Raw genomic sequence first — 15,034 nt, forward strand, 5'->3', positions numbered from 1 at the left:
GCTTGCCTGCCGCCCTGGTACTGGCCGGATGTTATCCCCGTACGGGAGGGGGAGGGAATGGGACCCTCGAGGCTTGCCCGTCCGTGATTCAGATCCAAGGGTTTACCTTCCACCCTGCCCGCTGTTTTGTGGCCTTGGGGGGTAGCCTGAGCTTTGAGAACCAGGATGCGGCACCCCACACCGCCACCGCCGACGGTGGGGCCTTCGATACCGGAATCCTGAACCAGGGCCAGACCTCTACTCCCATCACCTTTAACCAGGCTGGGATCTACAGCTATTTCTGCCGGGTACATCCGGGTATGCGAGGAGAGATAGAGGTTAGGTAGGGGGGTTAATGGTGAATCATCGGGGATGGTGGTGAAATCCAGTGGGCGTTTGGCCCCTGGGAAATGACCCCCAATAGGATAACCTCACCGGGGCTTTCGCCCTGGTGGGGAACTTATTACGGTAAGGTTAAGCGGGCGAGGAGGTGGGTTGGAGGGGAGGGTCTGGATTTTCCAGAGGCCGTGCGCTCGGGCTCAGGTTCCAGACTGAGGACCAACGTTCGGAAGCGACCATAGTCGGCCTCGAGGATGCGGGTCCGTCCCCCGGCCAAGGGATACAGCAGGCCGCCTTCCTCGCCCCAAAGCTGGTAGGCCAAGCTAGGGGGAGGAGGCTCCCGCAGCAGCACCAGGCAGCGGCCGTCCTCCCGCCATAGGAGGAGGCCTAGGTTTTCTCCCTCGACGCTCAGCAGGCGCCACTGGGCTTCTGGATCGCTAACCCAATACGCCACCTTTTCCAGGGTTGCTGCTTGGATTTGGGTCATCTGACCCAGGTGGGCTCCCAAGATGAAGACTCCAGCCATAATAGCGGCAAAGAGAAGAGCCCGGATTGCCCACCGTTTTCGCCGATCCCAGCGGAGACGGGCCTTGATCTTGCTCAGGCCTTCTGGGGGCGGTGGAACTGGGGTCAAGCTTTCGGCCAAGGCGTAGAAGGCTTGTTCCAGGGAGCCTAGCTCACCCTGGCATCGGGGACACGTTCGCAGGTGGGTTTCCACTCGCGCTTGTTCCTCCGCCTCGAGGCCCCCTGTGACGTAGTCGGTTAGTAGCTCTTCCACGTGTTCCATCTATGCCTTCCCTAGCTTCTCTTTTAGCTTAAGGAGTGCTCGGCGGATGCGGGCCTTGACCGTTCCTAGGGGTAGCCCGTGGCGCTCGGCTAGTTCCCGGTGAGTTAGTCCAAGGTAGAAGGCCTCCTCCAGGAGGAGGCGCTCTGGGGGAGATAGGCCCTCCAGGGCTTGTGTTATGCGCACCTTGTCCTCCCGGCCTTGAGGCTGGATTCCCCAGGTGGCTTCCCGATCGCCCCCGGGATCGTGGGGATCCAAGGTGGGGTCTTTAAGGGGTTGTCTCCCCTCTCCACGCAAGCGGGTAAGGGCGAGATTGCGGGCTATGGCAAAGACAAAGGTAGTGGGTTTCCCCCTTGTGGGATCGTAGCGCCACGCCTGTTGATATACCCTCAAGAAGGTATCTTGCAAGACCTCCTTAGCTATCTCCGGGTTGTTCAGGATTCGCCGTATCAAGGCAAGCACCCGGGGAGCGAGGGCGTGATACAGAGCCTCCAAGGCCTCTTCTTCCCCGCGGGCCATCCGTAGGAGCTGGCATTGGAAAAAGACCTCCTCCTTCTCGTTCACTTCCCCTCTTATCGCTACTGGACGGGGCCTCCTGCAGCTTTATCCGCTCTTGCATCTACCCCTGGGGGAAAACCATGGAGATGTGGGATGGAAATAACCTGGAGTAAGATTATGGAATAGGCTTGGCTTTTGAGGCAAGCCATTGGGAGGGCCTGGATTTGTTTGAGCGAAATCACAGCCCTGATGGCATCAGGATAGGCGCCTACGTTCTGGCCGTCAAGTTCCTTAGCCCCCAAAGAGATCCAGCACGATAAACAGGAACATCCCCAGGCTCACCCCCACGTTGGCTTGGAAGAAAGCCAGGTCCACCCGGCTCAGGTCCCCGGGGGTCACCAGGCTGTGTTCGTAAGCTAGGAGAAGCCCCACCAAGGAAAGGCCCAGGTAGTAGAAGGGCCCCGCTCCATAACTAAGGCCAGCCAGGAGGAAGGAAAGCCATGCGAATAGATGGGAGGCGCGGGCGATGCCCAGGGCCAGGGGAATGCCAAAGCGGGCGGGGATGCTCTTCACCCCATGGGAGCGATCAAAGCTAAAGTCCTGGGTGGCGTAAAGGATGTCAAACCCCGCGATCCAAAGCCCCACCCCGGCCCAAAGCCAGTAGGCGGTGGGGTGGAAGCTCCCGGTGACGGCGATCCAACCCCCTGCCGCGGCCGCCCCGATGGTGAGCCCCAATACATAGTGGCAAAGCCAGGTGAAGCGCTTGGTGTAGCTGTAAACGGTTAGGAAAAAGACCGCCACCGGAAGGAGCCTTGCGGTAAGGGGGTTTAGGGAAAGCCCCGCATAAACCAGAAGGGTAAGGCCCAGGCCGGCAAGGAGGAGGGTTTCCCAGGGCTTGACCAGACCTTTGGGCAGGTGGCGGTTCTGGGTGCGGGGGTTTAGGGCATCCAGCCGCCAGTCAATGAGGCGGTTCAGGGCCATGGCCATGGTCCTGGCCCCCACCATGGCCAGGGTGACCAGGAGGAAGGTGCGAAATCCGGGCCAGCCCCCGGCTGCCAGGAGCATCCCTCCGTAGGCAAAGGGAAGGGCGAAAAGGGTGTGCTCGAAGCGGATTAGGTCCAGGTAGAGCCGTAGCCTGGTCATCCCCGGCGCACCTCGAGGATCCTGTTTCCCTCGTCCAGCAAAACCACGGTGGGCTTAAGGTTTCGGGCCTCTTCCTCCTCAAAGATCCCGTAGGCCACCAGGATCACCAAGTCCCCCGGGCGCACCAGGTGGGCGGCGGCCCCGTTCACCTGCACCACCCCCGAACCCCTCTCCCCGGGAAGGGCGTAGGTGGTGAGCCGGGCTCCATTGGTGATGTCGTAGATATCCACTTGCTCGTAGGGCAGGATGCCGGCGGCATCCAAGAGGTCCTGGTCCACGGTTACCGAACCCACGTAGTGAAGGTCGGCATGGCTCACCGTGGCCCTATGGATCTTGGCGTGGAACATCACCCTTCTCACAAAAGCCAAGTCTACCCCTCTACGGCCTCTTGGGGAAGCGACCCCTCCACGAAGAGGGTCTTGGCGTGGGTGTAGAGAACCTGGCCTGGGGCGGCCTTGCGCGGTCGCCAGACGTGTTTTTTGCGGGTGTAGTCCACGGGAACTTGGTTTTCTCCGCGGGCCTTGGAGTGGTAGGCGGCCAGCCTGGCGGCGAAGAGGAGGTCTTCCAGGGGCGGGCTCTTCCCTTCCGCCTTGAGGATCACGTGGCTTCCCGGCACCCCTTGGGCATGGAACCAGAGGTCCTCGGAGTGGGCGGTGCGGGTGAGAAGGTCGTTTTCCTTGGCGTTCCTGCCCACCAGGACTAGGAATCCGGAAGGGGAAGTATAGCGGAGGCCCAGCCTGGGCCCCTTTTGCCCCTTGGGGTGCCGGGAGAGGGCGAGGAGTTCCGCGAGTTCAGCCTTTTCCACCCGCCGGACCTCCTCCTGTAGGGCCTGGAGCTGGGCCTCCAGCTTAGGGATCAGGGCGAGGGCCCGCTCCGCCAGCCCCTCGAGGCGCCGCGCCCTTTCGTAGAGCCTCTGGGCGTTCTCCTGGGGGGAGAGGGCGGGGTCTAGGGGGATTTCCACCGGCCTTCCCTCAAAATCCTCTAAAACCACCTTTTCTGCCCCTTTGGGCACCTCCCTAAGCCGGGCCAGGAGGAGGTCGGCCTGCCGGCGCAGGCCTTCCGCTTCCTCCAGCCTTTCCAAAGCCCTTTCCTGGTCAAGAAGCCGGGCGCGGAGGGTTCGCTCTTCCCTTCTAAGGGCCTCGAGGAGGGGCTTTCTCAAGGCCTCTTTCTCTTCTTCCCGCCACCTTACCTGAAGCTCCTGGGAAAGGGCAGTGCCCAGGTGGGGGTGTTCCAGCACATCCTTGAGGGCCTGGTATACCTGGGCCAGGGCTTCCTCATCCAAGGGGGTTTCCGGGGTGAGGCCCGCTCTTTTGGCCAGCTCCCGCATGAGTTCCAGGCCTATCCCGTCCACATGGCGCACCACCTCCTTCAAGGATTTCCCAAGGAGGATGTGGAGGTCTTCTAGGGTAAGGGTGCGGGGGTCCAGCTTCTCGTAGGGGGGTGGGGGCATGTAGGGAAGGCCCGGGCGGAGTTCCCGGTAGCGGTTCACCTCCTTGGTGATGGGCCGGTCAACCCCGAGGATCAGGCCTTCTTCGTCCAGGAGGAGGAGGTTAGCGTTCCGTCCCGTGGCCTCCAGGACCAGGGTGGAGGGGGGCGTGTCCACAAACCCCTTTTCCCCGGCAAAGCGGAAAAACACCACCCGGTCCAGCTTGAGTTGCTCAGCTTCCAGCAAGGGTCCCTTTACCCGGGCCTGCAGCTGCCGTTGGAAGGGGGTTTTGGGCTCGCCCAAAAGGGTGCCTTCCTCCTGGGCTAGGCTAGGGGAGGGAGGGCGGTAGCGGAGAACCAGGTTGAAGATCCGGCCCGTCCTGCCCTTGAGGAGGAGGGCCAGGCTTCCCTCGTCGGGGAAGGCCAGGCCCAGGTTAAGGGCCGGGAGCTCCCCCGTTAGCTCCCGCAAAAAGGCGTGGATCAGGAGGCCTTCCATTTCCTAAAGACCGCCAAAAAGGCCGTGTGCCCCACCTGCTGGAAGCGGGGATGGGCCACGGGTAGCCTTATCTCCCACTCCCGCCAGGAAACCTCCAAAACCCGTTCCAGCCTGAGGGGAAGGCCCTCGGCCCTTTGCACCAGTTCCAGCACCTGGGTGATGTTGGGGAGGTAGGCCACCAGGAAGCGGTCCAGCATGAGGGCCTCCGTGGCCTTGGCCAGCACCTTCCAGGGTTCCATGAGGTCCAGGGCCACCCCGTGGAAGCTCTCCCTTTCCAGGGTGGCCTCCTCTAGGCTTCCCAGGTGGAAGCGCACGTTCTCCACCTGCCAGAAGGCCTTCACATTGGCCTCTGCCTGGGCCAGGTGCTGGGGGCGCTTCTCGTACGTTTCCACCAGCCCCATAGGCCCCACCGCCCGGGCCAGGAAGAGGGTGAGCCCCCCGGAGCCCGTGCCCGCCTCGAGGACCCGCATCCCCGGGGCCAGGTCCAAAAGGGTTACCATGGCGCTGGCATCCTTGGGGTAGGTGGGGGTGGCGCTTCGCCGCATGTGCAGGAGGTACTCCTCCAAGGTGGGCCGGTGGACGGAGAGGGCCTCTCCCAGGTGGGTGTAGACCCTTCCCCCTGGGCCCACTTGGGCGATGGCCTCATGGGGCACGGTGCCCCGGTGGTGGTGGAAAACCCCACCCTCCTTGAGGCGGATCAGGAAGGCTCGGCCTTTGCCATCCTTGAGAAGGAAGAGCTCCCCTTCCATCCCGCCCACTTTAGCGGGCCAGGGCCAGATAGTCCAGGACCTGCTCCAGGTCAAAGGGGTTGGGGACCCGGTAGGGTCCAGCGAAGGCGGTGGGGGTTCCCCTAAGGCCCAGGCGGAGGGCCAAGGCCCGCTCGGCCTCCACCCGCTGGGCCACCTGGGGGTGCTTGAGGCAGCTGGCAAAGGCCTTCAGGTCCAGGGAGAGGGAGCGGGCCAGGCCCAGGTAATCCCCAAGCCTCCCCCCCATCAGGAGGTCGTGGTAGGGCCAAAAGCTTCCTTGCGCCCCGGCGCACTCCGCGGCCATGGCGGCGGGGAGGGCTTCGGGATGGATCTCCTTGAGGGGGAAGTGACGGTAGCTGATCCGGAGTTCCCCCTTGAGGGCCCGGGGTTTCAGCTGGGGAAGCACCTCACGGGCCAGACGCTGGCAGAAGGGGCATTGGAAGTCCGAGAAGATGCGCAGCACGGGGCCCTTTTCCCCTAGCACCCAGCGGTCCTCGCCCAGGGCCGCTTCCCGAGTTTCCCTGGGGCCTATCCGGGCCCGCATGGGCTCCGTGAGGACGAGGTCCACAAGAAAGGCCTCTCCCAAGTTCAGGCTGACCCGTTGCCCCTTAAGGTTCCCCGCGTTTTTCCCTACCCACTCCTTAAGAGGGGCCCCGAAGGCCATGCCCGTGGTCCTGTCCACCAACTGGGCCAGAAAGGAGGCGTCCAGGGGGCCGGTATAGCTCACCGCCAGGAGGCGGCCGTTTTTCTCCTCCACCCGGACCTCGCTTCCCGGAGGGGGTGCGATACCCTGGAGAAACCCTTCCACCGGCTTGCCGATCTGGGCCAGGGCCGCGCCCAAGAGGATGAGGAAGGCCAGGCTCCTCATACCTTGAAGAAGCCTTCCACCGGCAACACGAAGACCACGGCCCCCCCCACCTGCACCTCCACGGGTTGGGCCAAAAAGGGGTCGGGAGCTTCCGACAAAGGGAAGCCCCGGGTGACCAGGCGGGTGCGGGTGCGGCACTTTTCCCGGATCAAATCCAAGACTTCGGGAACCCTATCGTCCTCGAGGCCGATGAGCAAGGTGGTGTTCCCTTCCCGCAAAAAGCCGCCGGTGGAGGCCAGTTTGGTGGACTGCAGCCCCCGCTCCAAAAGGGCCTTGGTGAGGCCAGGGGCGTCCGTATCCTGCACGATGGCCACGATGAGCTTCATTGCCCTTCATTGTACACGGGAGGGCCTACCTGGCCTTAGGCTTTCTCCAGGATGCCGTGCCACTCCTGAAGGCTTTTGACCGTGGTGCCCTTCTCCCGGACCCTCAGGATGGCCTTTAGGCTCCACCAGGCTCCCTCCAGGGTGGTGATGAAGGGAAGGCCCTTCTCCACCGCCCGCCTCAGCTCGGGATGAGGGATAGGGCCGATAAGCAGATCGTAATCTTCGTGGGAAAGGGTGAAGCCGGCATCCAAGTAGGCCCGGCGCACTTCCTCTAGCCGGGCCCGCTCCTTTTCGGGAAGCCCTTCCTCCAAGAAGCGGACCCGTCCCGAGAGGGGGAGCCTTTGGCCTGCCCCCAGCTGGGCCTTGTAGTAGGCCAGGTAGGGGTCCTGGTCCAGGCCCATGCTCTCCCCGGTGGAGCGCATCTCGGGCCCCAGGACCGGGATGACCCCCGGGAACTTGAGCCAGGGGATGACCACCTCCTTCACGGCATAGTAGGGGGGCACGGGTTCCAGGTTCCGCACCCCTAGCTCCTTGAGGGTTTTGCCCACAGCGATGAGGGCGGCCAGTTTGGCCAGGGGAACCCCGATGGCCTTGGAAACGAAGGGCACGGTGCGGCTTGCCCGGGGGTTGGCCTCGAGGATGTACACCTCTTCCCCAAGGACCGCATACTGCACGTTCAATAGCCCCTTAACCCCCAGGGCCAAGGCCAGCTTCCGGGTGTAGGCCTTCACCTTTTCCAAGGCGGCAGGGGAGAGGTGCACGGGGGGTAGCACCGTGGCCGAGTCCCCTGAGTGCACCCCGGCCCGCTCCACGTGCTCCATCACCCCGGCGATCATCACCTCTTCCCCGTCGCAAAGGGCGTCCACGTCCAGCTCTAAGGCGCCTTCCAGGTACCGGTCCAGGAGGATGGAGGGCTTGTCCTGAAGGGGTTCGTAGACCTCCTCCAGGTAGCGCTCCAGTTCTTCCCGGCCGTGGAGCACCCGCATGGCCCGGCCTCCCAGCACGTAGCTGGGCCGGGCCAGGAGGGGAAAGCCCACCTCCTGGGCCAAGCGAAGGGCTTCCTCGGGGGTGGCTGCCACCCGGCCCTCGGGCTGGGGGATGCCAAGCTCTTGGCAAAGGCGGTTAAACTCCTGGCGGTCCTCCGCCTTATGGATGGCGGCGAACGGGGTGCCGAGAAGCCGTACCCCAGCCTCCTCCAGGCCCTTGGCCAGCTTCAGGGGGGTTTGGCCGCCCAAGGTGGCGATGACCCCCAGGGGCTTCTCGTGCTCCACCAGGTTGAGGACATCCTCCAGGGTAAGGGGCTCAAAGTAGAGGCGGTCCGCGGTGTCGTAGTCGGTGGAGACCGTCTCCGGGTTGGAGTTCACCATGATGGTTTCGTAGCCCGCCTCCCGCAGGGCCCAGACCGCATGCACCGTGGCGTAGTCAAACTCCACCCCTTGGCCGATGCGGATGGGCCCCGAGCCCAGGATCACCACCTTGGGTTTTGGCGTGGGCCAGACCTCGTCCTCCAGCTCGTAGGTGGAGTAGTGGTAGGGGGTGTAGGCCTCAAACTCCGCAGCGCAGGTGTCCACGGTCTTGTAGACGGGGACCACCCCCAAGGCCTTGCGCTCGGTGCGCACCTCCCCTTCTCCTCTGCCCAAAATCTCCCCCATGCGGGCATCGGTGAGGCCCAGACCCTTGTAGAAGCGCCAGTCCTCCCGGTCCTTAGGTGGGTTATGCCTTAGCCAAGCCTCGGCCTCCACGATCTCCTGGATTTGATGCAGGAACCACCGGTCAATCCGGGTGGCCTGGTGGAGGTCCTCGAGGGGCATCCCCCGCCGCAAGAGCTCTATGACCGCATAGATGCGGTCGGGGTTTGGGTAGAGCTTTTTCTCCAAATCTTCCGTGCGCACCTGGGCCAGGGCCTTCACGTCCCGCTCCAGGCCCCTCAGGGCCTTCATGAGGGCCTCCTTGAAGGTGCGGCCGATGGCCATCACCTCCCCCACGGATTTCATCTGGGTGCCCAGCTGGTCCGTGAGGCCTCCCAGGGTGTTGGGGAGGTCCTTGAACTTCTCAAAGGCAAAGCGGGGGATCTTGACCACCACGTAGTCAATGGTGGGTTCAAAGGAGGCTGGGGTCTTGCGGGTGATGTCGTTGGGAAGCTCGTCCAGGCGGTACCCCACTGCCAAGAGAGCGGCGATCTTGGCGATGGGAAAGCCCGTGGCCTTGGAGGCCAGGGCGCTGGAGCGGGAGACCCGGGGGTTCATCTCAATGACCACCTGGCGGCCTGTCCTGGGGTCCACGGCGAACTGGATGTTGGAGCCCCCGGTGTCCACCCCGATCTCCCGGATCACCGCCTTGGCGGCATCCCGCATCCTTTGGTACTCCACATCGGAAAGGGTTTGGGCGGGGGCCACGGTGATGGAGTCCCCCGTGTGCACCCCCATGGGGTCCACGTTTTCAATGCTGGTGATGATGACCACGGTGTCCGCATGGTCCCGCATCACCTCCAGCTCAAACTCCTTCCAGCCCAGGACCGATTCCTCCACCAAGGCGGTGTGCACCGGGGAAAGGAGGAGGCCCCGGCCCAGGATTTCCTTTAGCTCCGCCTCGCTATGGGCGATGCCGCCCCCGGTGCCCCCGAGGGTGAAGGAGGGGCGGACCACCACGGGGTAGCCCACCTCCCGGGCAAAGTGCAGGCCCTCCTCCAGGCTACTCACCATCTGGCCCCGGGGCACCTCGAGGCCGATCTTGCGCATGGCCTTCTGGAACTCCTCACGGTCCTCTCCCTTCTTGATGGCCTCCGCCTTGGCCCCAATAAGCTCCACCCCGTAGCGGGCGAGGATGCCTTCCTCGTGGAGGGCCATGGACAGATTTAGGGCGGTCTGGCCCCCCAAGGTGGGCAGGAGGGCGTCGGGGCGTTCCTTGGCGATCACCTTTTCCAGGTACTCCAGGGTCAGGGGTTCCAGGTAGGTGCGCTCGGCCAGCTCGGGGTCGGTCATGATGGTGGCGGGGTTGGAGTTGACCAAGATGGCCTCATAGCCCGCACCCCTTAGGGCCTTCACCGCCTGGGTGCCCGAGTAGTCAAACTCCGCAGCCTGGCCGATGGTGATGGGCCCGGAACCGATGATGAGGATTTTCTTGAGGTCTCTTCTCGGCGGCATCGCGTACCCAATGGGCGAGGATAACATATTTGCCCCGGGTTGTCCAAGGAGGACCCCACTTCTTATGCAGAACATCCCGGGGATGTTGCATAACTTTGCGCATGGTCCTCGAGGCCCCGCCTTCCCCTGGTACAATCAGGGGTATGCGTAGGGTCAAACCCGAGGAGCTCCCGGCCCTTTTGAACCAGGGGGTGAAGGTGGTGGATGTCCGCCCCGCGGACAAGCGCCACACCCCCTTGCCCTTTGCGGCGGAGTGGGTTCCCTTGGAGAAGATCCAAGCAGGGGAACACCACCTGCCCCGGGTTCCCCTCCTCCTGGTGTGCGAGAAGGGGCTTATCAGCCAGGTGGCGGCCCTTTACCTGGAGGCGGAAGGGTATGAGGCCATGAGCCTGGAGGGGGGGCTTCAGGCCTTGACGGTGGGGGGTTAGGCCCTTAGAATGGCGGATGCTGAGCGTGGTGAGCGTAGCTCAGCTGGTCAGAGCACCGGACTGTGGATCCGGGGGTCGTGGGTTCAAGTCCCATCGCTCACCCCAATACCTCCACCCCGAAAGGGGTGGTATTTTGAAGGGGGGCCTCGTCCTCCCACGCGAGGATGGCGGAACCGGTAGACGCGCCGGACTTAGGATCCGGTGGGGTAACCCGTGCGGGTTCAAGTCCCGCTCCTCGCACCACGCGGGCGAGGCCCCTTGTTCAGTGAGGTGAGGCGTGGCGGAGATCCTGGAGCGTTCCGGCTATCGGGTAAAGGTGCGGGTGGAGGTGCCTGCGGAGAAGGTACAAGAGCGCTACCAGGCCCTCCTCAAGGACGTGGCTAAGCGGGTGCGCATCCCGGGCTTCCGCCCGGGCAAGGCCCCCTTGAAGGTGGTGGAAGCCCGGATCGGGCGGGAGGAGCTTCTTTCCGACCTCAAGGAGCGCCTGGTGGAGGAAACCTATCCCTTGGCGGTGCAGGAGCTTGGGCTTTTGCCCGTGGCGGCCAGGGTGGTGGAGGAGGAGCTCAAGGAGGGGGAGGGTTTCCGCTACGTGGCGGAGGTGGAGAACTACCCCGAGGTCAAGCTTCCCGACTGGCGGAGCTTTGACCTCGGGGTGGTGCCGGAAGAGGTCACGGAGGAGATGGTGGAGAAGGCCCTCGAGGAGCTCCGCCAGCGCTACGCTGAGCTTGTGCCCGTAGATCGGGAGGCCCAGGAGAAGGACCACGTTTTCGTGCGCACCGAGGAGGGGGCGGAGTTCCCCATTGACCTTTCCAAGGCCCTTCCCCATGTGCGGGAGGCCCTTTTGGGCAGGCGTGCGGGGGAGGTGGTCATGGTCCCCGTCTTGAACGAGCAGGGGGAGAAGGTGCGGGAGGTGCGCACCGAGATTCTGGAGGTGAAGACCCTCGAGCTTCCCGAGCTGGATGAGGAGTTCGCCAAGACCCTGGAGGCGGAAAGCCTGGAGGACCTAAGGCAAAAGGTGCGCGAAAGCCTGAGACGGCAGGCGGAAGCCCAGTACCAGGAGGCCCGCGAACGCGCCTTCTTGGAGAAACTGGCCGAGGGGTTGGAGGTGGAGATCCCTCCCTCCATGCTGGAGGCGGAGGAGCGCCATCTCCTAGAGCACCTGGCCGAGGACCTGGCCCGTCAAGGGATTCCCCTGGAGGCCTACTTCCAAGCCTTGGAGGAGAAGGGCGAGTTGGCAAAGTTCCGGGAGGACCTGAGGCAGGAGGCCTTGAAGCGGGTGCGGCGTTCCTTGGCTAAGGAGCGCTTGGCTGAGGAGCTCAAGCCCGAGGTGAGCGAGGAGGAGTGGCAGGCCTACCTCCAGGCGGTGGCCCGGTCCTACGGCGTCTCCGTGCAGGAGCTGAGGCGGCAGTTTGGGGAGAGGGGTCTTGCCCGGCTGAGGGCGGCGTACATCCAGGAAAAGGCCGTCAAGGAGGCCTTGTCCAAGCTGGTTTAGGTGCGCCATGGTGGCCCAGGGGGGTTTTCCCCCTGGGCTTGCCGCTACAATGGGGACTGGTATGGTCATACCCTACGTCATAGAGCAGACCGCCCGCGGCGAGCGGGTCTACGACATCTACTCCCGGCTACTCAAGGATCGCATCATCTTCCTGGGCACCCCCATAGACTCCCAGGTGGCCAACACCATCGTGGCCCAGCTTCTTTTCCTGGATGCGCAAAACCCCAACCAGGAGATACGCCTTTACATCAACTCCCCGGGGGGTGAGGTGGATGCGGGCCTGGCCATCTACGACACCATGCAGTTCGTCAGGGCCCCGGTTTCCACCATTGTGATCGGCATGGCGGCCAGCATGGCCGCGGTGATCTTGGCCGCTGGGGAAAAGGGCCGGCGTTACGCCCTGCCCCACTCCAAGGTCATGATCCACCAGCCTTGGGGCGGGGTGCGGGGCACGGCCAGCGATATCGCCATCCAGGCCCAGGAGATCCTGAAGGCCAAGAAGCTTTTGAACGAGATCCTGGCCAAGCACACTGGCCAGCCCCTGGAAAAGGTGGAAAAGGACACCGACCGGGACTATTACCTTTCAGCCCAGGAGGCCATGGAGTACGGCCTCATTGACCAGGTGGTGAGCCGTGAGGAAGCCTAGGCCCTTCTGTAGTTTCTGCGGCCTGCGCCCGCCGGAGACGGGGCGGCTTCTGGAGAGCCCTGTCGCCGAGGTCTACATCTGCGAGGAATGCGTGGAGCGGGCCCGGGAGCTTCTTTCCAGGGAAAAGCCAGTTCCCAAGGGGCCCAGCCGCCTGCCCAGACCCCGGGAGATCAAGGCCCATTTGGACCAGTACGTGGTGGGGCAGGAGGCGGCCAAGAGGGCCTTGAGCGTAGCCGTCTACAACCACTACAAACGCCTCCTCCATCCGGAGGCGGAGATCGGCAAGGCCAACATCCTCCTCATCGGTCCCACGGGCACGGGCAAGACCCTTCTTGCGGAAACCCTGGCCCGGTTTTTGGACGTGCCCTTCGCCATCGCCGACGCCACCACCTTAACCGAGGCGGGGTACGTGGGGGAGGACGTGGAGAACGTTATTCTTCGCCTCCTGCAAAACGCCGACTTTGACGTGGAGCGGGCGGAGATGGGCATCGTCTACATTGACGAGATTGACAAGATCGCTCGCAAGTCGGAAAACCCCTCCTTAACCCGGGATGTTTCCGGGGAAGGCGTGCAGCAGGCCCTCTTAAAGATCATTGAGGGCACCATCGCCAACGTGCCGCCCCAAGGGGGGCGCAAGCACCCGCACCAGGAGTTCATCCCCGTGAACACCAAGAACATCCTCTTCATCCTGGGCGGGGCCTTTGAGGGCCTCGAGGCCATCGTGAAGGCCCGAACCGAGCGCACCACCATCGGCTTTACCCGCACCAAGACCAAGGACGAGCCCCTGGAGGTCATCCCCGAGGACCTGGTGAAGTTCGGCATGATCCCGGAGTTTGTGGGCCGGGCCCCCCTCATCGTCCAGCTCCACCCCCTTACGGAAGATGACCTGGTGCGTATCCTTACCGAGCCCAAAAACGCCCTGGTGAAGCAGTACCAGGAGCTTTTGCGCATGGAGGGGATTGAGCTCCGCTTTACCCAGGCGGCCTTGAAGGAGATCGCCCGCAGGGCCCTAAAGCGGGGCACGGGGGCCCGGGGCCTAAGGGCCATCCTGGAGAAGACCATGGTGGACCTGATGTTTGAGGCCCCGGGAAGCGGGGTAAAGGAGCTGGTCATTGACCTCCCCCACCTGGACCAGCCCCTTAGGGCCCTGGAGGAGGCCAAGCTTCGCCAGGCCTCCTAAGCCTGGCCCAGCCGGGCCACCAGTTCCTCCTTCAGGGCGAAAAGCCTTTCGCTAAGGGATACGTGGTAGATGTGGGGGTTTACCAGGCGGCGCACCCCGGGGTCTAGGCGCTCCACGTCCTTGTGCCGCCTTTCTTGTAGTATCTCTAGGGGCAAGGGGGGAAAGAGGCGCCTTCCCCGGTAGGCTTCTTCCAGGAGGGGCTCGAGGGTGAACCCTCCTGGCTTGAGGGTGCGGCGCTTGGTGGGGTCCGTGGGGTGGCGCAAGGTGAGGGGCTGGTCCTCTCTGACCTCCTCGTCAAAGGCGGCGAGGAGGTCGGCGGTGGCCAGGCCCCTATGGTCGTAGACCCGGAAGACCTTTTTGTGCCCGGGGTTCAGCACCTTTTCCAGGGAGTCCGAGATCTTGATGGCCGGGGCCCAGGTGCCGTTTTCCCGGATGGCCACCAGCTTGTAGACCCCTCCTAGTGCGGGATAGCCCCAAGAGACCACCATCTTGGTGCCCACCCCATAGACCAGGCGCTTCAAAAGCCGGTCCGGGTCCACCCCGTACCGGGGGGCCTCCTCCTGGATCTGGCTTTTGATCTGCCAGATGACCAGCTCGTCCAGGTCCCCGGAGAGCACGATGAGGGTCTCCGGGAAGCCCGCCTGGTCCAACTCCTTGGCCACCTGGATGGCCAGGTAGGCCAGGTCCCCGGAGTCAATGCGTACCCCCACGGGCCGGTGCCCTTTGCGCCTTAGCCTTTCAAATACCCGGATGGCGTGGGGCAGGCCTGAGTGGAGGGTGTCCACCGTGTCCAGAAGCAGGATGGTGTCGTCGGGGAAGACCTCGGCAAAGGCCTGGAAGGCCTCCTCCTCAGAGTGGCCCAACGCCAAAAAGGCTTGCACCATGCTGTGGGCGTGGGTGCCGGAGGAGGGAAGGCCCAGGAGGTGGGAAAGGCTTACGGCGCTACTGCGGTTGGCCCCCCCGATGAGGCTGGCCCGGGTGGCGGCCTCCCCCCCCTTGGCGGGGGCGCGGCGGAGGCCGAACTCCAGCACCGGCGCCTCCCCTGCGGCCTCCCGCACCCGGCTGGCCTTGGTGGCGATGAGGGTTTCGTAGTTGATGCGGTTCAAAAGGGCGGTTTCCAGGAGCTGGGCCTGGAGGAGAGGGCCTTCCACGCTGATGAGGGGCACCTGGGGATGGGCCACCCGGCCTTCGGGAAGGGCCCTTAGGGTAAGCCCCGGAAAGCCTCCTATCCCCCTTAGATATGCCAGGTAATCCTCGGCGAAGAGGGGCTTGCCGCTACGGCTCTTTAAGGTGCGGAGGGCGGCCAGCTCCTCTGCGCCAACCTGGGCGGCTTCCATCCAACTCAAGAGGGGATCCAGACCGGCGAAGACGGTGTAACCCGCCTGATGGGCCCCGTAGTCGGGGTTCTTGCGATAGAAGGCTTCAAAGAGGGCTTCCCTTTCGTGCAGGCCAAGCCGGAAGTAAACCTGGCCCATGGTGAGCTGGTAGAGGTCGGTGTAGAGGATGCCGAAGGGGTCCATGGGCCTAGCATAGCCCGCTTC

15 protein-coding genes and 2 tRNA genes are annotated in these 15,034 nt (G+C 63.9%); 7 read left to right on the forward strand and 10 right to left on the reverse strand.

The window, feature by feature from the left end:
* Nucleotides 1-83: 83 nt before the first annotated feature.
* Nucleotides 84-326 carry a plastocyanin/azurin family copper-binding protein gene (locus L0D18_RS01090; RefSeq protein WP_243026817.1) on the forward strand — a complete coding sequence of 81 codons (243 nt, stop codon included), beginning with the start codon at nt 84-86 and terminating at the stop codon, nt 324-326.
* A gap of 116 nt (nt 327-442) precedes the next feature.
* Here L0D18_RS01090 and L0D18_RS01095 read toward each other — a convergent pair whose 3' ends face one another.
* The 9 genes from L0D18_RS01095 to carB form a co-directional block, all read right to left on the reverse strand.
* Nucleotides 443-1,105 (reverse strand): anti-sigma factor, encoded by a 663-nt coding sequence (locus L0D18_RS01095; RefSeq protein WP_243026818.1) that lies wholly within the window; start codon nt 1,103-1,105, stop codon nt 443-445.
* Nucleotides 1,106-1,666, reverse strand: a complete 561-nt coding sequence (locus L0D18_RS01100) for an RNA polymerase sigma factor (protein ID WP_243026819.1) — start codon at nt 1,664-1,666, stop codon at nt 1,106-1,108. It lies immediately after the preceding gene.
* A gap of 225 nt (nt 1,667-1,891) precedes the next feature.
* Nucleotides 1,892-2,743, reverse strand: coding sequence for a menaquinone biosynthesis prenyltransferase MqnP (mqnP, locus tag L0D18_RS01105; RefSeq protein ID WP_243026820.1), 852 nt, complete (start codon nt 2,741-2,743; stop codon nt 1,892-1,894).
* Nucleotides 2,740-3,090, reverse strand: a complete 351-nt coding sequence (panD, locus tag L0D18_RS01110; RefSeq protein ID WP_243027036.1) for an aspartate 1-decarboxylase — start codon at nt 3,088-3,090, stop codon at nt 2,740-2,742. The genes mqnP and panD overlap by 4 nt, the downstream gene beginning before the upstream one ends.
* A gap of 23 nt (nt 3,091-3,113) precedes the next feature.
* Nucleotides 3,114-4,664 (reverse strand): Rqc2 family fibronectin-binding protein, encoded by a 1,551-nt coding sequence (locus tag L0D18_RS01115; protein WP_243026821.1) that lies wholly within the window; start codon nt 4,662-4,664, stop codon nt 3,114-3,116.
* Complete coding sequence (locus L0D18_RS01120) at nt 4,649-5,413, reverse strand: tRNA (adenine-N1)-methyltransferase (RefSeq protein WP_243026822.1); 765 nt, start codon at nt 5,411-5,413, stop codon at nt 4,649-4,651. The genes L0D18_RS01115 and L0D18_RS01120 overlap by 16 nt, the downstream gene beginning before the upstream one ends.
* A 10-nt stretch (nt 5,414-5,423) precedes the next feature.
* The gene (locus tag L0D18_RS01125) at nt 5,424-6,278 is read right to left on the reverse strand and encodes a DsbA family protein (protein ID WP_243026823.1); all 855 of its coding nucleotides are present in this window, start codon (nt 6,276-6,278) and stop codon (nt 5,424-5,426) included.
* The gene (locus L0D18_RS01130) at nt 6,275-6,604 is read right to left on the reverse strand and encodes a cyclic-di-AMP receptor (protein WP_243026824.1); all 330 of its coding nucleotides are present in this window, start codon (nt 6,602-6,604) and stop codon (nt 6,275-6,277) included. The genes L0D18_RS01125 and L0D18_RS01130 overlap by 4 nt, the downstream gene beginning before the upstream one ends.
* A 35-nt stretch (nt 6,605-6,639) precedes the next feature.
* Nucleotides 6,640-9,747 (reverse strand): carbamoyl-phosphate synthase large subunit, encoded by a 3,108-nt coding sequence (carB, locus tag L0D18_RS01135; RefSeq protein WP_243026825.1) that lies wholly within the window; start codon nt 9,745-9,747, stop codon nt 6,640-6,642.
* 143 nt (nt 9,748-9,890) lie between these two features.
* On the opposite strand from carB, the gene L0D18_RS01140 reads away from it, so the two are divergent.
* From L0D18_RS01140 to clpX, 6 genes are all read left to right on the forward strand, one after another.
* A complete protein-coding gene (locus tag L0D18_RS01140) occupies nt 9,891-10,175 on the forward strand; it encodes a rhodanese-like domain-containing protein (protein ID WP_243026826.1) in 285 nt (94 codons plus the stop codon).
* Between the two features lie 28 nt (nt 10,176-10,203).
* Nucleotides 10,204-10,280: transfer RNA gene (locus L0D18_RS01145), tRNA-His, on the forward strand.
* Nucleotides 10,281-10,333: 53 nt separating this feature from the next.
* A tRNA-Leu gene (locus L0D18_RS01150) sits at nt 10,334-10,418 on the forward strand.
* Between the two features lie 34 nt (nt 10,419-10,452).
* Complete coding sequence (tig, locus tag L0D18_RS01155) at nt 10,453-11,667, forward strand: trigger factor (RefSeq protein ID WP_243026827.1); 1,215 nt, start codon at nt 10,453-10,455, stop codon at nt 11,665-11,667.
* A gap of 61 nt (nt 11,668-11,728) precedes the next feature.
* Nucleotides 11,729-12,313 carry an ATP-dependent Clp endopeptidase proteolytic subunit ClpP gene (clpP, locus tag L0D18_RS01160; RefSeq protein WP_243026828.1) on the forward strand — a complete coding sequence of 195 codons (585 nt, stop codon included), beginning with the start codon at nt 11,729-11,731 and terminating at the stop codon, nt 12,311-12,313.
* Nucleotides 12,300-13,493, forward strand: coding sequence for an ATP-dependent Clp protease ATP-binding subunit ClpX (gene clpX / locus L0D18_RS01165; protein ID WP_243026829.1), 1,194 nt, complete (start codon nt 12,300-12,302; stop codon nt 13,491-13,493). The genes clpP and clpX overlap by 14 nt, the downstream gene beginning before the upstream one ends.
* Here the strand turns inward: clpX and L0D18_RS01170 are convergent.
* On the reverse strand, nt 13,490-15,013 hold the full coding sequence (locus tag L0D18_RS01170; protein WP_243026830.1) for a nicotinate phosphoribosyltransferase: 1,524 nt from the start codon (nt 15,011-15,013) through the stop codon (nt 13,490-13,492). The two genes, clpX and L0D18_RS01170, sit on opposite strands and share 4 nt — an antisense overlap.
* Between the last annotated feature and the right edge of the window lie 21 nt (nt 15,014-15,034).

Source organism: Thermus albus (assembly GCF_022760855.1).
Classification (GTDB): Bacteria; Deinococcota; Deinococci; order Deinococcales; family Thermaceae; genus Thermus; species Thermus albus.

Bases quoted from the DNA above. Each gene is read 5' to 3' on its own strand.
- panD (WP_243027036.1), bottom strand. From the start codon at position 3,090: ATGTTCCACGCCAAGATCCATAGGGCCACGGTGAGCCATGCCGACCTT.
- L0D18_RS01125 (WP_243026823.1), bottom strand. From the start codon at position 6,278: ATGAGGAGCCTGGCCTTCCTCATCCTCTTGGGCGCGGCCCTGGCCCAG.
- L0D18_RS01130 (WP_243026824.1), bottom strand. From the start codon at position 6,604: ATGAAGCTCATCGTGGCCATCGTGCAGGATACGGACGCCCCTGGCCTC.
- L0D18_RS01095 (WP_243026818.1), bottom strand. From the start codon at position 1,105: ATGGAACACGTGGAAGAGCTACTAACCGACTACGTCACAGGGGGCCTC.
- L0D18_RS01115 (WP_243026821.1), bottom strand. From the start codon at position 4,664: ATGGAAGGCCTCCTGATCCACGCCTTTTTGCGGGAGCTAACGGGGGAG.
- L0D18_RS01120 (WP_243026822.1), bottom strand. From the start codon at position 5,413: ATGGAAGGGGAGCTCTTCCTTCTCAAGGATGGCAAAGGCCGAGCCTTC.
- L0D18_RS01170 (WP_243026830.1), bottom strand. From the start codon at position 15,013: ATGGACCCCTTCGGCATCCTCTACACCGACCTCTACCAGCTCACCATG.
- clpP (WP_243026828.1), top strand. From the start codon at position 11,729: ATGGTCATACCCTACGTCATAGAGCAGACCGCCCGCGGCGAGCGGGTC.
- mqnP (WP_243026820.1), bottom strand. From the start codon at position 2,743: ATGACCAGGCTACGGCTCTACCTGGACCTAATCCGCTTCGAGCACACC.
- L0D18_RS01140 (WP_243026826.1), top strand. From the start codon at position 9,891: ATGCGTAGGGTCAAACCCGAGGAGCTCCCGGCCCTTTTGAACCAGGGG.
- carB (WP_243026825.1), bottom strand. From the start codon at position 9,747: ATGCCGCCGAGAAGAGACCTCAAGAAAATCCTCATCATCGGTTCCGGG.